The organism is Bradyrhizobium sp. NAS80.1 (genome assembly GCF_001908205.1).
GTDB lineage: Bacteria > Pseudomonadota > Alphaproteobacteria > Rhizobiales > Xanthobacteraceae > Bradyrhizobium.
Map to the genome: position 1 here is coordinate 1 of NZ_LGHL01000048.1, position 17,691 is coordinate 17,691.

Genomic DNA, 17,691 nt, shown 5'->3' on the forward strand with positions numbered 1-17,691 from the left:
GCCAGCCTGCCAGCGATCCCAGATCTCAGACCCCTGAACCGCAGAATAATAGATGCTACGTCGCCGCTTCATGCCCACACTCCATCTTTGCTAAAAAATTAGAGTGTTGCACCGACCGGTTGAGTCCACCGCGCATAGCGGACGTTCTGGCGAGCCCTGTAACTGCAACCACGGATTTTCTTGCGCCAGATATCCGCGATACGTGCCGTCGCGCGTACCCCGCAGTTCTCACGCTCCCCGAAGGACCCGAGAAACCGATTGGGGGTCCCACACTAAAGAAAGGCCGCCTGCGTTGCCACAAGCGGCCCAAGTGTAGGGAGGAAACGCCCAAGGAGGGCAGCGATAGCAGGAGCGCTACCGCACGCCCTATACAATACGATCGCGATCGGCGGCTCAATTGAACGTTGGTAATCGTCGGGCATCCAAACGCGTAACGGACCGACACGAAGGTTTAGGCCGCTCGCCCGCCCGGATCTCGCGCCAGCATTCGCGCATCATCGCAACCTCGATGCGACCTGTGCCAGCATCGAGCGCACACCGTCACCATGTTAGGGCGTGTCGGGGCTCAGGTCTGCTTAGTCCCCACGCTCTAGCGATAGCGAACATCCTTGCAGTTATTCGTCACCGCGAACGCGGCGGGTACTCGCTCTTGTCCCCAAATCGAGCGGCCGGCGCGTCGCGGGGCGATGGCGAACGTGCGGTTCCGGTCTTCGAAATAGCGTGTGATCGCTGTCTTAGCCTCGACCACACTGGCGTAGTCGCTGTTGTGGATAATTGCGCGAGCCATCCCACTGAACACCGCCTCAATGACATTCAAAAATTGCGCTTGTGCCGGCAAAGGCAATATCTCGATCTGTGGCGCTTCGTCGTGCTCGGCCCAACCATTAAAAAATTCGACGCGGCTGAGAAGCTCTTTGGATGAGTGCCACGGCGCCGCATCCCAGGAGAGGTAAATACGACGATAACCCTTGTACTGACGCCTCACTTGATCGATCAGTTTGCATGTCTCCGCGCTGTTCTTGCGATCAGAGTAAAAGTAAACGATCTGGTTTCGCGACAGTTCAAGCGCAGCAGTTACGATCAGCGAACCCTTTGACTTCTGCCACTGAGGGACGTGCCGAATGCTACCGGGCGGCTGCAGCGCTTTGCCCCCACGCATCCTTATGGCGAAGGGCCCAAATTCGTCGATTGAGAAAAATGCCTCATCCTCTTTCAAGTCCGAAAGCACTTTCTTAATCGCGTCCACCTTCTCGCGATAGAGTGCATCTGAGCTGGTGAGCGTGACCCGCGCCTTCCTCCATTGATATCCCGCTTTCTTGATCACAACGCTGAGGTTGTTACGGCTTGTCAGAACTCCATGCTTTTTTAGAGTGGAGTGAAGATCGTCCAATCGCCATGTTGTTCGGTTGAAGCCGCTATCCCTCGGTGGTGTGTGCAGCAACGCGAAAACGGCATCGCTTAGCTCACTGCCGGGCTGCAAGTGGCGCCGGGCAATGCGATGCGGTTTGGAACTTCGATCAGCAAATCCAGCCCGACCTTGCGTACGAAAACGCGCGGTCCACTTGAGCACCGTCTTTAGGCTGACTTGGAAGTCCCGAGCGACGGATGCCGCTGGTAGGCCACTGAGTACCCTCGAAACGATTAGAGAGCGGCAGTGTGGGCACGTTTGCGCGTTGGCGTGTAGTTTCATGGCTACTTCCTCTTGCGGCGCCCCCGACGGCTCAAACCTCGAACGCAAGGTTCGGGCGATAGGCATCAGGCGGAAAGGCGCGAGGCCGCTCGGAAGGCCGTAGAGCAGGCCGGGAGCGCAGGCTACAGCACCGGACCGGCCACAGGGCCAGGGCGGCAAGCCGCGCGGAGGGGCGGCCCAGAGGGACACAGGAACGGGGGCGTTAGCGGCGCATGCGGCGAAATAGGGCCTAATAGGGCCCAGCCGAATTCCGGCGGACCTTTCGCCCGTCGCGAAAGATCGAGAAATGCCCTTATTTTCAAGGACTTTCGACGTTTCCAACGGGGCGAAAAGAGCGCTTGCGGAAAGGACCACACGGTTTTGCCGTACGCACGGCTCGTTGGCGCCACAGGGTTCGACGGCGTTGTGCACATTGCCATCGAAATGCTGGCGAGACGAACCAGACAGCGCCGCTCGTCCAGCACGAAGCCTCGGGCTCACGGAGAGCAATCCGCCCCGCCCTTGACCGCCCGCGCCCGACGCTGCCGCGTCCACCGCAAGCCCGGCCCTGCGAATCGTGACGACACACGATCGCCCCTCAAGGGTGAGCCGGGATGGGCGACACATACGATATTTCCGAATTTCGGTAAAGCGGAATATTTTCGTGCGCGGCGCTTGACACCAAGTGGGGTGTTTTGCCCGTCGGCAAAGTGAGAACCCCGTAGCCCGGATGGAACGCCCGGATCGGCGGCAGGTTGCCGAGCTGCGGCCGACCGTCGGCGAGCCGGTGAAGGCCGTTGAGCAGGACGACTGCGGCTCGCGGCGTGATCAACTGGCAAATTATTGCCAGTTGCCTGATCAGCCCGGTCGGCACCTCGCCGGCCGGGTTCTTCATTTGAAAGCCGGTGAAGCACGCTGTTTGGCCGCTGGAGCGTCCGATTCCCGCCCGGTGTCGGTCGCGGCCCGGTCAGGGAGTCGCACCAGCGGGCCGCGCTGCGAGCTTCACTGCGTGATCGCCCAGAGCGTGCGAGTCAATCGGTCAGGTTGAGCGTCTTATCGGCGCAAACGTTGATGCCGGACGCATCCATCGACACGCCATCGTCGAACGTCCCGCGCAGATCGAAGCGGCAATCGTTGGCCTGCGGCAGTTTGGCCGACGCTTGCGTGCCGGATTTCACCGGGCCGACCACTTTCTTCCAGTCTGTAGAGCCGGCCCCGGCCGCCTCCAGCTGAACTAGGTCCGCTTTGCGCGAGTTCGTCACCGTTACAGTGACGGTGGCCGCCGGTTTCGCCTTGTGCTTGGGCGTCGGCGCGGCCTGCGCGGTAAGGCCGAACAGTGTCGCTCCTGCGAGCGCCGCTGCAAGTGTCCGAGTGTTCATCAGGTTCACTCCCCTAACTCAGGTTCACCCCCTAGCATCACCACGAACACGCGATACTTACGCCCACTGCGTTAACCATCTGTTAAAACGAATCGGGGCCGGCCTGACGAGGAAACGCACAGGCGGGCCGCGCTGCGAGCCGGGTGACGGCTGCGCCAGGGCTTCACTCCGGGTTCAGCTTGTCCAGCTCAGTCTTCGCAAGCGCCGTGGCCTTCTCGATGGCGTCTTGTCGCGTGAGGGTGCTGGGGTTCAGCCGGCGTGAGACGAGGTTGTCCCAATAGAACCGGACCGATTTCCGTCCGTCCGCGAACCATACCTCAAGGCTCCCGCAGTCGTCGTCTACACCACGGTGAGGAATGATGCGGATGGCATCGCCTTCGGCCATGGGGTGGATTGGTACCATTCCAGCGGGACGGGGACAAAGGTGGCATGTTTGGCAGCTGATGCGCGCGGTGTCTGGAAAACGGTGGCCTGTCCAGAGGCGTTATCTGAGCGAGAATTGCGCCCGGCGAGCAAGACACGCGCGCTCAACTCGTAGGATGGGTAGAGCGAAGCGAAACCCATCGCGGATCAGTTAGGCGCCGGAGCATGATGGGTTTCGCTTCGCTCTACCCATCCTACGTCAGCCTCCTACACCGGATCGAACGCCCGGATCGGCGGTAGGTTGCCCGTGAACTTCTCCACCTCCACCGCCGTGAGCTGCCCCGTGCAGCCTTGCGCGAAGGACGAAGTACCGATGTCGCGGGTGAGCACGTTCGGATTGCCGTGAACGCAGAGCGGCGCCTCGTCCTCGGGATCCATCGGGTCGTACCAGGCGCCGGTCGGTAGCTGCACCACACCGGGCGCAATGCCGTCGGTGACGTGCACTGCCGCAAGGCAGGCGCCGCGCTCGTTGAACAGGCGGATGATGTCGCCGTCCTTGATGCCGCGAACGTCCGCATCGCGCGGGTTCATGCGCGCGACCTCGCGGCCGCGATGTTTGGCAGCCAGCGAATGTCCGCCGAAATCGAGTTGGCTGTGCAGGCGTGTCACCGGCTGGTTGGCGACGAGGAAGCACGGGGCGCCAGGCTTCGGCATGTCGGTCTTCTCCAGCCAGACCGGATGGCCCGGACAATCCGCATCGCCGTGGCCCGCGATCTTCTCGGAGAAAATCTCGATGCGGCCGCTCGGCGTCGGCAGGGCATGAGTGACCGGATCTTCGCGGAAGCGGCGCAGCCGGCCGCCGTCGTCGGGCTGCTGCGGCACGACCAGGCTGCCACGCTGCCAGAATTTTTCGAAACTCGGCGCCTCCAGACCGCGCACTTCGAGCGAGGCGCGGGTCGGTTCGTAGAGATGCTCCAGCCACTGGCGTGACGTGCGTCCCTCGGTGAAGGGTTCGCGCGCGCCGAGCCGCTCGGCGAGTTCGGCGAAGATCTCGTAGTCGTCGCGCGCCAGGCCAAACGGCTCGGCGATCTGGTGCATGGCGACCATGAGGGGATCGTTGCTGGAATAGCCGATATCCTCGCGCTCGAGCGTCATCGTCGAGGGCAGCACGATGTCGGCGTGCCGCGCCGTCGCGGTCCAGGCGAGCTCGTGCACGACGAACGTGTCGACCTGCGCGAAAGCCTTGCGCAGACGATTGATGTCCTGGTGATGATGGAAGGGATTGCCACCGGCCCAGTAGACGAGACGGATGTCCGGATAGGTGCGCGTCTCGCCGTTGTAGCGATAGGTGCTGCCCGGGTTGAGCAGCATGTCGGCGATGCGCGCCACGGGAATGAAATCCCTGACGCCGTTGCGCCCCTGCCCCAGCGTCGGCCCCGGCACGTCGTTGACGCGGCGGCCGTAATAGCCGATCGCCCCGAGCGAATAGGCATAGCCGCCGCCGGGAAGGCCGATCTGGCCGAGCGCGGCAGCCAGCACCATGCCCATCCACACCGGCTGCTCGCCGTGTTCGGCGCGCTGCAGCGAATGGGAGACGGTGATCAGCGCGCGCTTTCCGGCAAGGCGACGCGCGAGCTTGCGGATCGTGTCGGCGTCGACGCCTGAGATCGCGGCGGCCCATTCGGCGTGCTTGGCTTGCCCGTCGCTCTCACCGGTGAGATAGCGCAGGAAGACCGGCCAGCCCTCGGTGTAGCGATCGAGGAAGGCCTGGTCGTGCAGGTTTTCCGTCACCAGTGTGTGGACGATGCCGAGCATCAGCGCGGTGTCGGTGCCCGGCACGCAGGTCATCCATTCGGCGCCGGCCTCGACAGGCAGATCGTCACGCAGCGGACTGACCAGGATGAACTCGCAACCGCGCCGGCGCGCAGCTTCCATGGCGCCGCGCTCGACATGCTTGCTGATCGAGCCACCGGCCACCATGGAGTTCTTCAGCGCCATGCCGCCGAACGCGAGCACGATGTCGGTGTCGTCAGCGATCTGCTCCCAGGTGACGTTGCGCTTGGTGATGTCTTCATAGCCCGCCAGGATCTGCGGCAGCAGCACCGAGGACGCGCCCGAGGAATAGGTATTCACCGAGCGCACATAGCCGCCCAAGGCGATGTTGAGGAAGCGATGCACCTGGCTCTGCGCGTGATGGAAGCGGCCCGCGCTGGACCAGCCATAGGACCCGCCGAACACGGCGCCGGGACCGCGCGTGTCGCGGATGCGGCAGAGCTCGTCGCCTAAGAGATCAAGCGCCTTCTCCCAACTGACGGAAACGAATTCGTCGCGGCCGCGGCGATCATCGGGGCCGGGCCCGCGCTCAAGCCAACCGCGCCGTATCGCCGGCTGCGCGATACGCGCCTGGTGGCGCAATGCACCGGGGAAATTGTCGATGATGCCGTTCGGATCGGGATCGCCCGCATAGGCCCTGACCTCGAGCCCGGCCTCGCTTTGGCGCGCGGAAAACACGCCCCAGTGCGAGGTATGCGGCTTGAAGCCATCGGACAGGTCAACGCCGGGGTCGGGGAAGCCAATCGTCTCATTCATCGCGTGTTCCCTTTCGCGGACCGTTGTTCGCATCCGCTCCCGTCGCAATCATCGACACAATATACAATCAATATAATGAGGCGCTCGCCTGAAGGGCAACGGATTACCATTGCCTGGAACCGGCAAGCATAGCGGCGTCGCGCAGATCGCACAGGCCGGCAACGCCATTCACTCTCGTGTCCGGACGCGCTGCAGCGCTCAGGCGTTGCTGCGCAGAGCCGGGACCCAGAAGGCAACACGACACAGCGCAGCAACATGGGCCCCGGCTCTGCAGCGCAGCATCGGGGGGCACGAGAGCGTGATTCAACCTCCTGATTTCAATTCTCAACCCGCAGACACACCTTCGCATTCCCGCGCCTGATCTCGCCCGAGCTTATCTCTCCACCTGCTGCGTGTTCCTACTCGATCAACCCGCCGCTTCTCCGGTGGTTCGCTCGAGATTCCGGATGTGCGCGCGAAGAAGCGACACGGCCCTCTCGAACTCCCGTTTCCTGAGCGCGTTTACAATCTGGCGATGCGCAAGACTTGAACCGGGCTTCCAGCCAGCGGAGCGCGTTGCAGAAAAGATGATCCGGGAGTTTGCCAGCTGAAGATCGTCGAGCATGGACAGCAGTCTGGGCATCTTGCAGGGTGACACGATCTCCCTGTGGAATGCTCGATTGGCTCGCTCCCAGTCGACTATCGATTGAGCTTGGTCGCCTGCAAGGAGCGCTCTTTCGATTCGATCGAAGCACGCGGCGTTCATTCTGGGAGCGGCCAAGGTGAGTGCTAGCGTCTCAAGAGCGGCACGGATTTCGACGACTTCTTGCACTGATGCAGGATCAAGCGGAGATACACGCACGCCGCGGCGAGGCACGTTAACAACCAGTCCGCGGGATCGTAGCAGTTGGAAGGCTTCACGCGCGGGCACATGGCTCGCGTCGAACTCCTCGGCCACATGGTCCTGCCGAAGAGGTGTTCCGGGAGCCAGCTCACCGGAAACAATGCGTTCTCCAATCACGTTTGCAATCCGCTCAGCAACTGTTTCAGCCATCTGCATCTCATAGATAATCTACGTAATTCCAAATTGACCGGCTCCCCTTGTCGGGTCAAGTACGAGAGCACGACGCAGATGAATAGATTATCTATGAAATTTGCTCGTGATCAGCACGACGGCGCAAGGAGAAGCGAGAATGCCGGAAGACTATTCGCTAACGGCGGAGAGCAGGAAGCTGCAAAGGTGGACACTTGAGGAGGCACGCTCCTTGTATGAGCGTCCCTTCAACGATCACCTGTTCCATGCGCACACACTGCATCGGGCCAACTTCGATCCCAATCGGGTGCAGCTCAGCAAGCTGCTCAACATCAAGACCGGTGGCTGCCCGGAGGATTGCGGCTATTGCAGCCAGTCCATTCATCATCTCTCGGGGGTGAAGGCGTCGAAGCTGATGACCCCAGAGCAAGCCGTCGAAGAGGCGCGCAACGCGAAGGAAAGCGGCGCCACGCGATATTGCATGGGAGCCGCCTGGCGCAGTCCCAAGCCGCGCGACGAGGCGACAATTGTCGCAATGGTGAAGGGCGTGAAAGCCCTTGGCCTCGAGACCTGTATGACGCTCGGCATGTTGTCGCCCGAGCAGGCCCAGACTTTTGCCGACGCGGGCCTCGATTACTACAATCACAACATCGATACTTCCGAGCGATTTTACCCGGAGGTCGCGACGACCCGCACTTTCAAGGAACGACTGGAAACACTGGCCTATGTTCGCGAAGCGGGCATGAAGGTTTGCAGCGGCGGAATACTTGGGCTCGGCGAAAGCGAGGATGATCGCATAGACATGCTGGTGACCTTGGCGAATCTGCCGACGCCTCCGGAAAGCGTCCCCATCAACATGCTCATCCCGATGAAAGGCTCCAAGCTCGCGGATGCCGCGCCGATCGATCCGATCGCGTTCGTTCGCATCGTGGCCCTCGCCCGCGTTCTTATGCCGCGATCGCATGTTCGTCTGACCGCTGGGCGCAGCTCCATGTCGGACGAAATGCAGGCGCTTTGTTTTTACGCAGGCGCGAACTCGATCTTCATCGGCGACACGTTGCTGACGGCAGCCAATCCTGGCGATGATCGCGACTCAAGTCTTCTGCACAGACTTGGCCTCACAGCGGAGACAGCGTGACGGCGCCTATGCCCGCTGCGGTCGCGGCATGCCGGCGCGGTCGACGAGCAAATCCGTGAGCGCTGCGCCCAGCCACATGCCGCCGAGAACGAGCCAGGCTGTGAGTGCGAACACCGAGGCGCCGATCACGCCGGCGCCGACCGCGCAGCCACCGGCGAGCATCGCGCCGAACCCCATCAGCACCGCGCCGAGCAAATAGCGCCGCATGCCGAGCCCGTCCGAAAACCCCTCGAGCTTCAGTTCATCAGCGCTCGTTGCGGCGACGAACGAGCCGAGGAACACGCCGGGAATGATGCCGAGATCGAAACCGAGCCGGAGCTGCGCGCTGTTCAGCACCAGCATCAACAATTCAGCCGATGGTCCGCTGAAGGTGAGACTCTTCAACGTCACCGGCGCGAAGGACGCCTGCGAGAGCTGGTAGGTGAAGAGCCAGCCTGCCACCACTGCCGCGCCGGTTGCGAGCGCGGACAGGATCAGGCGGCGCGGCAGCTGGCTGCGAAAGGCGAAGGCGAGCCCCGCGATCAACCACAATCCGCCGAATGCGAGCTTCTCGGGCGTGCCGGCGCCGAAGACGGCCATGATGTCGCGCGAGGGGCCGCCGTCGACCAGCCACAGATTAGTCACCCATTCGCGCGCGGGCGACAGCAGGCCGCGATAAGAAGCCTGCGCGGTGACCGCAAACACCAGACCCGACAGCAGCGCTCTGAGATTGCCGTTGGCCGAGAGCACGAGCAGCCGGCTGGCGCAGCCCCGTGCGAGGATCATGCCGCAGCCGAACATCACACCACCAACGAGCGCGCCGGAGATGCTGCCCTGCTGCGCGAGCTGGCGCGCCTCCGACACGTCGAGCCAGCGGAGCGCGACCAGCGCTTGCGTGCCCACCAGCGCCGCCGCAAAGGTCAGGAGCCAGATCGCCAGGCGCGGCCCGCCCTCGCCGCGGGAGAATTCGACGGCGGCGGCGCGCAGGCAGAAGCGGCTGCGCTGGGCGAAGAACCCGAAGACGCCGCCGACCAGGAGACCGGCGAGCCATGACAGCCGGTCTTCCCCCAGGAAATCGATGACGGTGGTCAGCACGGCCGCCTCAGTGTTGCATTGAGGTCTGGCAATCTACCGTGCGGCATGGCCTCGCTGTATGAGCCAGATCAAGCTCGGCCAATCTGTAGGAGATTTCTGCGCCCGGTCAGGGACGCAGATAGGCGTATCCCTGCTGTTGCAGCTCGGCGAGCCGCACCACGCCGCCCTTCTCGGCGACCACGAAGCCGGGCGTGAGGTCGTCGAGCTTGACGCCCTGCGCCTTCATCGTGTTGGCGCAGGCGTCAAATCCGACGCCGGCATCGGCGAGCTTCTTCATCATCGCAATGGTGTGGTCTTCGGCGGCGAGCGCGTGGAAGGCGCGCAGCGCGGGCCCATGCACGACCAGCCTGATGTCGGCCTTGCCTGGCCCGCCGACGCCGTCGACGTGGTTCTGGAGATTGCCGAGAACGAAGATGACGCGGTCGGCATCGGCGAGGTGATAAACGACGCGCTGCCGCGCCGGCGTTTCCGTCGCCGCGGCCGCTTCGCGCACCGCGAACGCGCCAAATAGTCCGGCAAGGCTCGCGCGAAGCATGGATCGACGCTGCATGGTCCCTCCCTATCTTGTCTGCTTGATGAACTCGGCGATCCGATCAGCCACATCTTCCGCGAACAGGTCGCGGAAGAAATGATCGGCGTCCTCGATTTTCTCGAGCTTTATCCTGCCGCCGCTCGAATCGGCCGACGGCGCGAAGGATGCTACCACATCGGGCACGACCGTATCCTTGGTTGCGGCGAGCACCAGCACAGGCAGCTTGAGCCGCGCCACCAGCGCCGCAGTGTCCTGGCCGGCGTCGGCCGCGTAGAAGGACGCAAAGGCGCGCGCAGTCACCACGGCGTTACGGCAATAGATGAAGCCCGGCACGTCCATCCACTCTCCGCCGCGCCCCGCCGCGACTTCCTTCGTCGCCTGCTCCAGGAACGGTTCGAGGAGCTTGCCATAGGTCTGGGCATATGAGGCGCGCAGATCGGCCTCCGCTCTCGCCGTCACCGGCGCCAGCAGGACCGCACCCGCCACCGGCGGAGCCTGGCTCGCCGCCAGATAGCGCGCGACCTGGTTGCCGCCGCGCGAATGGCCGAACACGTAGACCTGGCTCGACAGGCCCCTCACGCGGTTCACCCAAGCGCCGATCTCGGCGGCCGCATCATCCGCGACATAGTCATGCCGCGTGGCGCAATCGTACATGCCCCTGCGGCGATCAACTCCCAGCGACAGCGTATGAGCCAGCGAGGCGATGCCGCGCTGCTCGAGCGCCTTCGCAACGCCCTGAATGACCTCCATGTCCTTGTGGGCGAGCGTGCCATGGGTCATCACGACGAGCGGCGTGTCCGGTCGCATCGATGCGGGCGTGCGCAAGGTCGCGAGCGTCGTTCGCCCGCCAACCGAGAGCTCGAGCTCCTGCTCGCCCGCGCCCGCAGGCTGCGAAAGCACGAACAAGATAGCCAGTGCCGTCAACCATTGCATCAGCGGCTATTTCCTTTCTTACGGCCGGACAACCGCCCAGCCCTTTTCCGCCAGATCCATCAAAGCAGCAACACCGACCTGGGTGACGCTGACGCCCTCGATCAGCGGAGGTCGCCTGCCCTCCTTCACCGCAAGCGTCTCCAGCGTATTGCCGCAGCCGATGAAGCTTACATTGGGCATCGATTTCAAGAAATTTGCCAGGCGCTCCTTCACCGGCGAGCGGTCTTCGAGCACCATGTCGAGGCCGCCGTTGAAGGCGACCACCACGATCTCGACATCCTCGCCCTGTCCCGAATAATGCCGCGAGACATTGGCTGCAACATCGAGAACGGCGCGCATCTTGGCCGGATCGTCGTCGCTGATCTGAAGCGCAAGCTTGTGCGGCTCAGCCGCTCGGGACGGGACGGCCAGAGTTGTCGCAATGAAGGCAGCCGCGACGAGACCGCGAAGCAATCCGCGGCGGCTGGCCCGGCCGCGGCTCACTCCACGCCCCGCGGCTTTCCGTTCTTGCTATCCTCAGGAGTCACGTCGATGACGGCGGCGCGCGCGGTGATCTTCACCGGCGCGATGCAATCCTTCATGCAGGGGTCCTTCTGCCAGAAGGATTTCTCGCTGGTGGCGCGATCGTCCATCACAAAACCCTGCTCGTTCGGCATCTTGATCGTGGCAAGGTTCTTGTTGTTCAGCTCGAAGTTCTGGTCGGTGACGACGTCGTTCAGGTAAAGGACATAGGCGACCAGCGCATAATACTCATCGACGGAGAACGACTCCGCATTGCCGTAGGGCATGGCGTGACGGACGTAGTCGAACACGGTCGAAGCGTAGGGCCAGTAGGAGCCCACCGTCTTGACCGGGTTGTCAGAGGTCAGCGAGCCCTTGCCGCCGGCCAGCACCGGCCAGCGGCCGTTGCCCTCGCCGAACTCGCCGTGGCAGGTCGAGCAATTGTCCATGAAGAGCTTCTCGCCCTGGGTGACCGTACCCTTGCCGTCCGGCAGGCCCTGGCCGTCAGGCCGCACGTCGATATCCCAGCCGCGGATTTCGTCCGCGGTCGGCGCCCGGCCGACGTGATAGCGCGGGCCGCCCTTGGCATCCGGCTTCTGTTGCGCGAGTGCCGGTGCGCTCACCGCGCAGAGGAGCAGCGCCGCTGCAATGACCTTAAGCGACTTCGACATTCTCGACCTCACCATTGGCCTGTACATGCCAGGTCTGGATGCCATTGTTGTGATAGATGGAGTTGACGCCGCGGATCTTGCGCAGCTCGGCCTTGCTCGGCTGCACATAGCCGGTCTCGTCCTGCACGCGCGACTGCAAGAGCAGCGGCTCGCCATTCCAGTCGAACTCGTAGTAGAAGCGCGTCAGCGCCTTGTCGAGAACGGGCCCATCGAGCCGCGCCGGCCACCAGTTGCGGCCGCCGTCGAGCGAGACGTCCACGCGCTTGACCTTGCCGTTGCCGCTCCAGGCAAGCCCCGAGACGACGGTGAAACCCTTGCCGTGCTTGATCGGAGCCTGCGGGCTCGGGCTCGTGATCACCGACTTGGCGTCCATCGCCCAGGTGAACCGGCGCGCCTTGCCGTTCGGCATGAGGTCCGTGTACTTCGACGTCTCCTCGCGGGTGTGCCAGGGCTGATCACCCACCTTGATGCGGCGCAGCCACTTGATCCAGAGATTGCCCTGCCAGCCGGGCACCACGAGCCGCATCGGATAGCCCTGTTCGGGATAGAGCGCCTCGCCGTTCATCTTGTAGGCGATGATGCAATCGTCGAGCGCCTTCTCGATCGGCAGGCTACGATCCATTGCGGCGGCATCGGCACCTTCGACCAGCAGCCACTTGCCGTTGCTCTTGACGCCGGCTTCCTCCAGAAGCGTGCGCAGCGAGACGCCGGTATACTGCACGCAATGGATCATGCCATGGGTGAACTGGCAGCCATTGAGTTGGGCGCCACGCCACTCCATGCCTGAATTCGCCGCGCACTCCATGAAGTGAATGCGATTGACACGCGGATAACGCTTCAGCTCCTCCAGCGTGAGGATCAGCGGCCGCTCCACCAACCCATGGATCATCAGGCGATGATCGGCCGGATCAATCTCCGCAATACCGCCGTGGTGGCGCTCGAAGCAGAGGCCGTTCGGCGTGATGATGCCTTCGAGCTCGTGCAGCGGGGTGAAGCTCACCGAGGACTCGCGCGAGGCGGTCAGCCATTCGACGTCGCGCCGGATGACCTCCTTCTCGAATTTCGACGGTTTGCCATAGGGGCGCACAGCGACGCCTTCGCCGAGCGCCTTGGTCCATTCCGGCACGTTGGGCGGCTGGTTTGCCGGATTGCCACCGGCAATAGCAGGCTTCGCCAGCATCGACGCCGCGACGCCGGCGCCAGCGGCCAGGAAATTGCGTCGGGACTGCCGGGGACTGTCCATCTTCGACATCGTTTCTTACGCTCCGGTCACTTTGACAGCTCTGTTGGGTTCGAGGCGAACCGCCTTCTGTCGGGTCAGATAATTCGCAATGACCTCCCAGATCGGCGGCCCTTCAGTGCCTTCATTGACACTGGCCCAGCCGGCGACCTGATATTCCCTGTTGGGATCGATCGGCGTATCGGTCTTGAGCACCCGCATATCCGAGATGCGGCTGCCTTGCGGCTTTGCGACGTCGATCGCGTAGGAGAGTCCGCCGATGCGAACCATGTCGCCGCCCTGCTGATAGTAGGGGTCGACGTTGAAGAGATTGTCGGCGACGTCCTCGATGATTTCCTTGAGGCGCGCGCCCGTCATGCCCATGCGATAAACCGCAGGATAGGTGATCGCGGTCGCGTTGGTGACGTCCTCGAAGGTGATGTCCTGTCCGGGCAGCACGCTGGTGCCCCAGCGGAAGCCCGGGGAGAGCGCGATCTCGGCGTCGCGCTCCTGCAGTAACGCCTGGCAGATCAGGTCATCGAACGTGCCGTTGAAGTTGCCGCGCCGGTAGAGCAGCGTGTCGGTCCTGCCCAGCACCTTGGCAAGGTCGGACGCGAAGGGCTTGCGCACTTCGGCAATCTTCGCAGCCATCTCCGCATCGGCCGAAATCACGTCGGAAAACAGCGGGATCAGCTTGTAGCGGTAAGCCCTGACCTCGCCATCGCGGACGTCGAGGTCCAGCCGCGAGACGAACTTGCCGGACGAGCCCGATGCGATCAGCAGGGTCTTTCCGACCTTCACGGCCTCGGGCAGCGCGTCATGGGTGTGTCCGGTCAGGATGACGTCGATGCCCTTGACGCGGCTCGCAAGCTTGCGGTCGACATCAAAGCCATTGTGCGAGAGCAGCACGACGAGCTGTGCGCCGTCCTTGCGCGCCTTGTCGACCTGCGCCTGGACATCCTCCTCGCGTACACCGAAGGACCAGTTCGGAATCATCCAGCGCGGATTGGCGACCGGCGTATAGGGAAAGGCCTGGCCGAGCACCGCGATCTTGACGCCGCCACGCTCGATCATGGTCGAAGCATCGAATGCGGCCTCGTTCCATTCGGTGTCACGGATGTTGAGACCGAGGAACGGGAAGCCAAGCCCCTCGATCGCCTGCTTTACCCGTTCGGTTCCGTAGGTGAACTCCCAGTGCCCGGTCATGGCGTCGGGCTTGAGCAACTTCATGCAGTCGATCATGTCCTGGCCGCGCGTCTTCAGCGACGACCATGATCCCTGCCAGGTGTCGCCACCGTCGAGCAGCGCGACCTTGTCGCCGCGCTCTGCGCGGATCGCCTTGATCACCGTCGCGGCGCGATCGAGACCGCCAATCCGGCCATAGGTCTTGGCCAGCGCCTCGAAATCCTCCGACGTCAGCGCGTAGGCCGCCGACGAGCCGGGCGCGATCCCGAAGCGGGTCAGGAAATCCTTGCCGGTGACGTGTGGCGGAAGCCCCTTCGCCTCGCCCACGCCGAGATTGGTCGAGGGCTCGCGGAAATAGAGCGGCATGAGCTGGCCGTGAATGTCGGTCACATGCACCAGCGTGACGTTGCCGAGCGGCTCGAACGCGAGCAGCTCCTTCTCGGTCAGGCGCTGCTGGGCAACCGCCCGCGTCAGACCGGAAGTGACGCCGGTCGAAAGTGCCGCCGTTGCCGCAGCAACCTGAATGAACTCGCGGCGAGAGATCATGCGCAATGCTCCTGCATGCTCGTCATTTCAATTGCGCACCGAGGGCGTCTCGACCGGCAGGCCGATGCCGCGCCAGGCGACATAGAGCTCGAGCGCGACAAACTCATCCGACAAGGGCTTGAACGGCTCGGCACGCACGTCGAACATGCAGCCTTCGAAACGCTCGTGCAGCGGCACCAGACGCTGGTCGCGCAGCCGATAGGTCGGAAAGCCGTTGGTCTGGCCCTGGCTCAGGAAATCGGCGCGCATGAACTTGCCGTTGTTGCGCTCGTGACAGGATTCGCAGGCGAGATCGAGCTGGCCGTAGCGCGTGTAATAGATCTGCTTGCCACGGTCGAACCAGGGCGACATCGGGCCGTCGGCCTTCACCGCCACCGGCATGCCGTGCGACTGGTATCGCACGAACGTGGTCATGTCGGTCAGTTCCTGGGATTTGAATTTCCAGGGCTCGGCCTTCATGTGCTCCGTGCGGCAGATGTTGATGCGCTGCTCGAGATTGACCGGCTTCTTCAGCTTGTCGTCCCATTTCGGCATGGCGGCGCCGACACCCTTCATGCTGGTCTCGGCCTCGCCGTGGCAGCTCATGCAGGACTTGCCCTCGCTGCCCTCGACCTTCTTCCAGACGTCCGCAGCGCGCTCCACGGCGAGAAAGCCCGGGTTCTCGAGATCGTCGTCCTGCAGCGCACGGGTTTCCTTGCTGCGAAACTCGTAGCCGGAGATGATGCTCTTGAAGACGTGACCGGGCGGCGCTGCGATGCCCTTGCGCTCGGCGTCCTGCGCGAACGCGCTGGCCGCAACCGATACGCCGGCGGCGACCACAGCAGCGAGACCGAGATATCGCACTGGCATCCGTGCCCCTCCCTTGAAGCTTCAGGCGCCTTACGCCTTCAGCGCAACCTTCTCTTCAGCCGTGATCACCGTGCCGTCGTCGTCCGTCCAGGAGAACTTGAACGTTCCGGCCTCGTCCACCTTCGCATCGAACTGGATGTAGGGATTGGCCGAGATCGCCGGCTCCAGCGCGCAGGAGAACACCGGCTTGCCATTGAACTCGCAGGCGAACTTGTTGATGATCTTGCGCGGCACCGTCTTACCCTGCGCGTCCTTGCGCTGGCCCGATTCCATGACGTGCGAGACCAAGGTCTTGATCTGGATGACCTCGCCCTTGGCCGCTTCCTTCGGAAGCTTGATGCGCGGTTTGTCTGCCATCTTCTTTCTCCTAAGCCCTTAGCCGCCGCAGCCGCCGATCGTGACCTTCACGGTCTTCTGCTCCGTGAACAGCGAACCGTCGCTCATCTTCGCGATCGCAACCACGTTCTGCGTGGTCGCGAGCCGGATCCGGATCGAGGCTTCCGCCTTGCCCGACAACGGCGTGAAGGACAGCGTTGCAACGCCCGCATTAGGGTTGCCGTCCGCAAGGATCATGACATCCTTGACGTAGGAGTCCGCAGTCATCGGGCTCTCGATGCTGATCGACAGCGGCACCGTGTTGCCGTTCTCCGCGATCTCCGGCAGATCGAGCGAAATCTTGCCCTTGGCGGGCGCCTTGCCGCCAGTGAACTTCTCGATCCACTTTGCCGCGTCGTTCGTTACTTCGGCATCGGCCGCCATGGGCATCAGGGTCAGCATGACGAAGCCGCCCCCGAGCGCAAATGCCTGCCGTCGATTGATGGCTTTCATTCCTGATCCTCCTCGCCGTCAGTTCAGCGTCTTGAGAAATGCAATGACGTCCTCGACCTGCGCGGCCGTCAGAATCGACTTGCCGACGAATTCCGGGCGCACGCGGCTCAAGCCGTCGTTCTTGAAGAACGCCGGCATGACCGTGTCGGTAAAAATGCGCTTGGGGTCGGCGACGATGAGGCGCAATTGCGCCTCGGTGTAGCGGCCGGCCACGCCGTCGAGCGATGGACCGAACTCGCCGTGGAATTCCTCGGATTTCAGGCTGGTGACCTGGTGGCAGGCCAGGCAGTTGCCGAGCGTGCGCGCCAAAAACACCTTCTTGCCGGCATCGGCATTGCCGGGTGCGCCGGTCAGGGATTTCGGCAGGGAGTCGTTGACGATGTCGAGCTTGATCGGCTCCTTGATCGGCTCCTGGGCGCAGACGCCTCCAGCCGACAGACACAGTGCAAACGCAGCCGCAAGCGAGCGCCGCATGTTTCCTACCCTTATGGCGAGGTGACGCCCGCCGTTGACCGCGATGGACTCACAGTCCATCAAATTCAGTTATTACGATATGTTGATATGAACGACGACGTCAAGCGAAATTCGCGAAGCGCTCTCAGCTAGCCGTTGGTAGCGAGAAAATCCCGGAACGAGCCGCGCTCATAGGCCTGCTCCCGTACGAAGCGAAACATCGCCAGGAAGTGCTGCGGCTTGAGATAGCCCGGCGCCCGCGTCACCTCGCGGGCCATCGGCTCCTTGGCCTCGATGCCGCCCGACGACGGCGGAAAGAACTGGAACGTCGGCGTAAACCTGATCCCGTATTTCTGGGCGAGATCCTTCTCGGACAATTCCTGGCGGTCAAAATCCGTAACCTTGCGAGAGCCGATCAGATTGAGCTGCAACACCTCGAAATTGTCGCGGATGTATTTCGTGATGTCGGCGTCGGCGAAGTTCACCAGATGCGTCTCGCGGCAATAGGGGCAGCCACGCAACTCCCACATGATGGCGAGGCGTTTGCCGCCGGCGGCAGCGCTGTCGAGATCCTCGCGCAGATCGAGGAAGCTCTGCAGAAACCACGGCTCGTGATAGAGCCCGTCATCTCCGGGCGCCGGCTCGGCACGCGCCGCGCGCAAGCTCGCGACAAGAGCGGCACCGGGCGCCCATGCGAGAACTTTGCGCCGTGTCGGCTTGCTGGGCGACATCTGGGATTTGTCCTCTTGC

Annotated in this window: 19 protein-coding genes; 1 reads left to right on the forward strand and 18 read right to left on the reverse strand. The window is 63.2% G+C overall.

Annotated features, from left to right (window positions below; genetic code table 11):
- Positions 1–589 precede the first annotated feature (589 nt).
- From AC629_RS11950 to AC629_RS11975, 6 genes are all read right to left on the reverse strand, one after another.
- A complete protein-coding gene (locus tag AC629_RS11950; protein WP_168195454.1) occupies positions 590–1,690 on the reverse strand; it encodes an IS630 family transposase in 1,101 nt (366 codons plus the stop codon).
- 577 nt (positions 1,691–2,267) lie between these two features.
- A complete protein-coding gene (locus AC629_RS46715; RefSeq protein ID WP_084804966.1) occupies positions 2,268–2,564 on the reverse strand; it encodes a hypothetical protein in 297 nt (98 codons plus the stop codon).
- A gap of 136 nt (positions 2,565–2,700) precedes the next feature.
- Entirely contained in the window at positions 2,701–3,057 is a 357-nt protein-coding gene (locus AC629_RS11960; protein ID WP_084804967.1) for a hypothetical protein, read from the reverse strand.
- A 154-nt stretch (positions 3,058–3,211) separates the two neighbouring features.
- Positions 3,212–3,433 (reverse strand): hypothetical protein, encoded by a 222-nt coding sequence (locus AC629_RS11965; protein ID WP_084804968.1) that lies wholly within the window; start codon positions 3,431–3,433, stop codon positions 3,212–3,214.
- A gap of 245 nt (positions 3,434–3,678) precedes the next feature.
- Positions 3,679–6,000 (reverse strand): molybdopterin guanine dinucleotide-containing S/N-oxide reductase, encoded by a 2,322-nt coding sequence (locus AC629_RS11970; protein WP_084804969.1) that lies wholly within the window; start codon positions 5,998–6,000, stop codon positions 3,679–3,681.
- Between the two features lie 406 nt (positions 6,001–6,406).
- On the reverse strand, positions 6,407–7,033 hold the full coding sequence (locus tag AC629_RS11975) for a GntR family transcriptional regulator (protein ID WP_084805131.1): 627 nt from the start codon (positions 7,031–7,033) through the stop codon (positions 6,407–6,409).
- A 139-nt stretch (positions 7,034–7,172) separates the two neighbouring features.
- Here AC629_RS11975 and bioB point away from each other — a divergent pair, with 139 nt between their 5' ends.
- A complete protein-coding gene (gene bioB / locus AC629_RS11980; RefSeq protein ID WP_084804970.1) occupies positions 7,173–8,150 on the forward strand; it encodes a biotin synthase BioB in 978 nt (325 codons plus the stop codon).
- A 6-nt stretch (positions 8,151–8,156) separates the two neighbouring features.
- Here bioB and AC629_RS11985 read toward each other — a convergent pair whose 3' ends face one another.
- The 12 genes from AC629_RS11985 to AC629_RS12040 all read right to left on the reverse strand — a co-directional run bounded on the left by AC629_RS11985 (position 8,157) and on the right by AC629_RS12040 (position 17,672).
- The gene (locus tag AC629_RS11985; protein ID WP_084804971.1) at positions 8,157–9,224 is read right to left on the reverse strand and encodes a YeeE/YedE family protein; all 1,068 of its coding nucleotides are present in this window, start codon (positions 9,222–9,224) and stop codon (positions 8,157–8,159) included.
- Positions 9,225–9,330: 106 nt separating this feature from the next.
- Positions 9,331–9,774, reverse strand: a complete 444-nt coding sequence (locus AC629_RS11990) for a DsrE family protein (RefSeq protein WP_084804972.1) — start codon at positions 9,772–9,774, stop codon at positions 9,331–9,333.
- Positions 9,775–9,783: 9 nt separating this feature from the next.
- On the reverse strand, positions 9,784–10,689 hold the full coding sequence (locus tag AC629_RS11995) for an alpha/beta hydrolase (protein WP_084804973.1): 906 nt from the start codon (positions 10,687–10,689) through the stop codon (positions 9,784–9,786).
- Positions 10,690–10,707: 18 nt separating this feature from the next.
- Positions 10,708–11,142: a DsrE family protein gene (locus AC629_RS12000; protein WP_084805132.1), complete on the reverse strand. Its 435-nt coding sequence runs from the start codon at positions 11,140–11,142 to the stop codon at positions 10,708–10,710.
- Positions 11,143–11,168: 26 nt separating this feature from the next.
- Positions 11,169–11,861, reverse strand: a complete 693-nt coding sequence (locus AC629_RS12005; protein ID WP_168195455.1) for a c-type cytochrome — start codon at positions 11,859–11,861, stop codon at positions 11,169–11,171.
- Positions 11,845–13,113 (reverse strand): sulfite dehydrogenase, encoded by a 1,269-nt coding sequence (gene soxC, locus AC629_RS12010; RefSeq protein ID WP_084804975.1) that lies wholly within the window; start codon positions 13,111–13,113, stop codon positions 11,845–11,847. The genes AC629_RS12005 and soxC overlap by 17 nt, the downstream gene beginning before the upstream one ends.
- Before the next feature lie 6 nt (positions 13,114–13,119).
- Positions 13,120–14,811 (reverse strand): thiosulfohydrolase SoxB, encoded by a 1,692-nt coding sequence (gene soxB, locus AC629_RS12015; protein WP_084804976.1) that lies wholly within the window; start codon positions 14,809–14,811, stop codon positions 13,120–13,122.
- Between the two features lie 27 nt (positions 14,812–14,838).
- Positions 14,839–15,660: a sulfur oxidation c-type cytochrome SoxA gene (gene soxA / locus AC629_RS12020; RefSeq protein WP_084804977.1), complete on the reverse strand. Its 822-nt coding sequence runs from the start codon at positions 15,658–15,660 to the stop codon at positions 14,839–14,841.
- A 30-nt stretch (positions 15,661–15,690) separates the two neighbouring features.
- The gene (gene soxZ / locus AC629_RS12025) at positions 15,691–16,017 is read right to left on the reverse strand and encodes a thiosulfate oxidation carrier complex protein SoxZ (protein ID WP_074116882.1); all 327 of its coding nucleotides are present in this window, start codon (positions 16,015–16,017) and stop codon (positions 15,691–15,693) included.
- 18 nt (positions 16,018–16,035) lie between these two features.
- Positions 16,036–16,488: a thiosulfate oxidation carrier protein SoxY gene (gene soxY / locus AC629_RS12030; protein ID WP_084804978.1), complete on the reverse strand. Its 453-nt coding sequence runs from the start codon at positions 16,486–16,488 to the stop codon at positions 16,036–16,038.
- 18 nt (positions 16,489–16,506) lie between these two features.
- Positions 16,507–16,962, reverse strand: coding sequence for a sulfur oxidation c-type cytochrome SoxX (gene soxX, locus AC629_RS12035; protein ID WP_084805133.1), 456 nt, complete (start codon positions 16,960–16,962; stop codon positions 16,507–16,509).
- A gap of 128 nt (positions 16,963–17,090) precedes the next feature.
- A complete protein-coding gene (locus tag AC629_RS12040; protein ID WP_245331818.1) occupies positions 17,091–17,672 on the reverse strand; it encodes a SoxW family protein in 582 nt (193 codons plus the stop codon).
- Positions 17,673–17,691: the final 19 nt, after the last annotated feature.

Excerpts from the sequence above, each read along its gene's own strand:
- soxX (WP_084805133.1), bottom strand. The coding sequence starts at position 16,962 with ATGCGGCGCTCGCTTGCGGCTGCGTTTGCACTGTGTCTGTCGGCTGGA.
- AC629_RS12005 (WP_168195455.1), bottom strand. The coding sequence starts at position 11,861 with ATGTCGAAGTCGCTTAAGGTCATTGCAGCGGCGCTGCTCCTCTGCGCG.
- AC629_RS11990 (WP_084804972.1), bottom strand. The coding sequence starts at position 9,774 with ATGCAGCGTCGATCCATGCTTCGCGCGAGCCTTGCCGGACTATTTGGC.
- soxB (WP_084804976.1), bottom strand. The coding sequence starts at position 14,811 with ATGATCTCTCGCCGCGAGTTCATTCAGGTTGCTGCGGCAACGGCGGCA.
- soxY (WP_084804978.1), bottom strand. The coding sequence starts at position 16,488 with ATGAAAGCCATCAATCGACGGCAGGCATTTGCGCTCGGGGGCGGCTTC.
- AC629_RS46715 (WP_084804966.1), bottom strand. The coding sequence starts at position 2,564 with ATGAAGAACCCGGCCGGCGAGGTGCCGACCGGGCTGATCAGGCAACTG.
- AC629_RS11965 (WP_084804968.1), bottom strand. The coding sequence starts at position 3,433 with ATGGCCGAAGGCGATGCCATCCGCATCATTCCTCACCGTGGTGTAGAC.
- AC629_RS12040 (WP_245331818.1), bottom strand. The coding sequence starts at position 17,672 with ATGTCGCCCAGCAAGCCGACACGGCGCAAAGTTCTCGCATGGGCGCCC.
- soxZ (WP_074116882.1), bottom strand. The coding sequence starts at position 16,017 with ATGGCAGACAAACCGCGCATCAAGCTTCCGAAGGAAGCGGCCAAGGGC.
- AC629_RS11975 (WP_084805131.1), bottom strand. The coding sequence starts at position 7,033 with ATGGCTGAAACAGTTGCTGAGCGGATTGCAAACGTGATTGGAGAACGC.
- bioB (WP_084804970.1), top strand. The coding sequence starts at position 7,173 with ATGCCGGAAGACTATTCGCTAACGGCGGAGAGCAGGAAGCTGCAAAGG.
- AC629_RS11950 (WP_168195454.1), bottom strand. The coding sequence starts at position 1,690 with ATGAAACTACACGCCAACGCGCAAACGTGCCCACACTGCCGCTCTCTA.
- soxC (WP_084804975.1), bottom strand. The coding sequence starts at position 13,113 with ATGTCGAAGATGGACAGTCCCCGGCAGTCCCGACGCAATTTCCTGGCC.
- soxA (WP_084804977.1), bottom strand. The coding sequence starts at position 15,660 with ATGCCAGTGCGATATCTCGGTCTCGCTGCTGTGGTCGCCGCCGGCGTA.
- AC629_RS11995 (WP_084804973.1), bottom strand. The coding sequence starts at position 10,689 with ATGCAATGGTTGACGGCACTGGCTATCTTGTTCGTGCTTTCGCAGCCT.
- AC629_RS11970 (WP_084804969.1), bottom strand. The coding sequence starts at position 6,000 with ATGAATGAGACGATTGGCTTCCCCGACCCCGGCGTTGACCTGTCCGAT.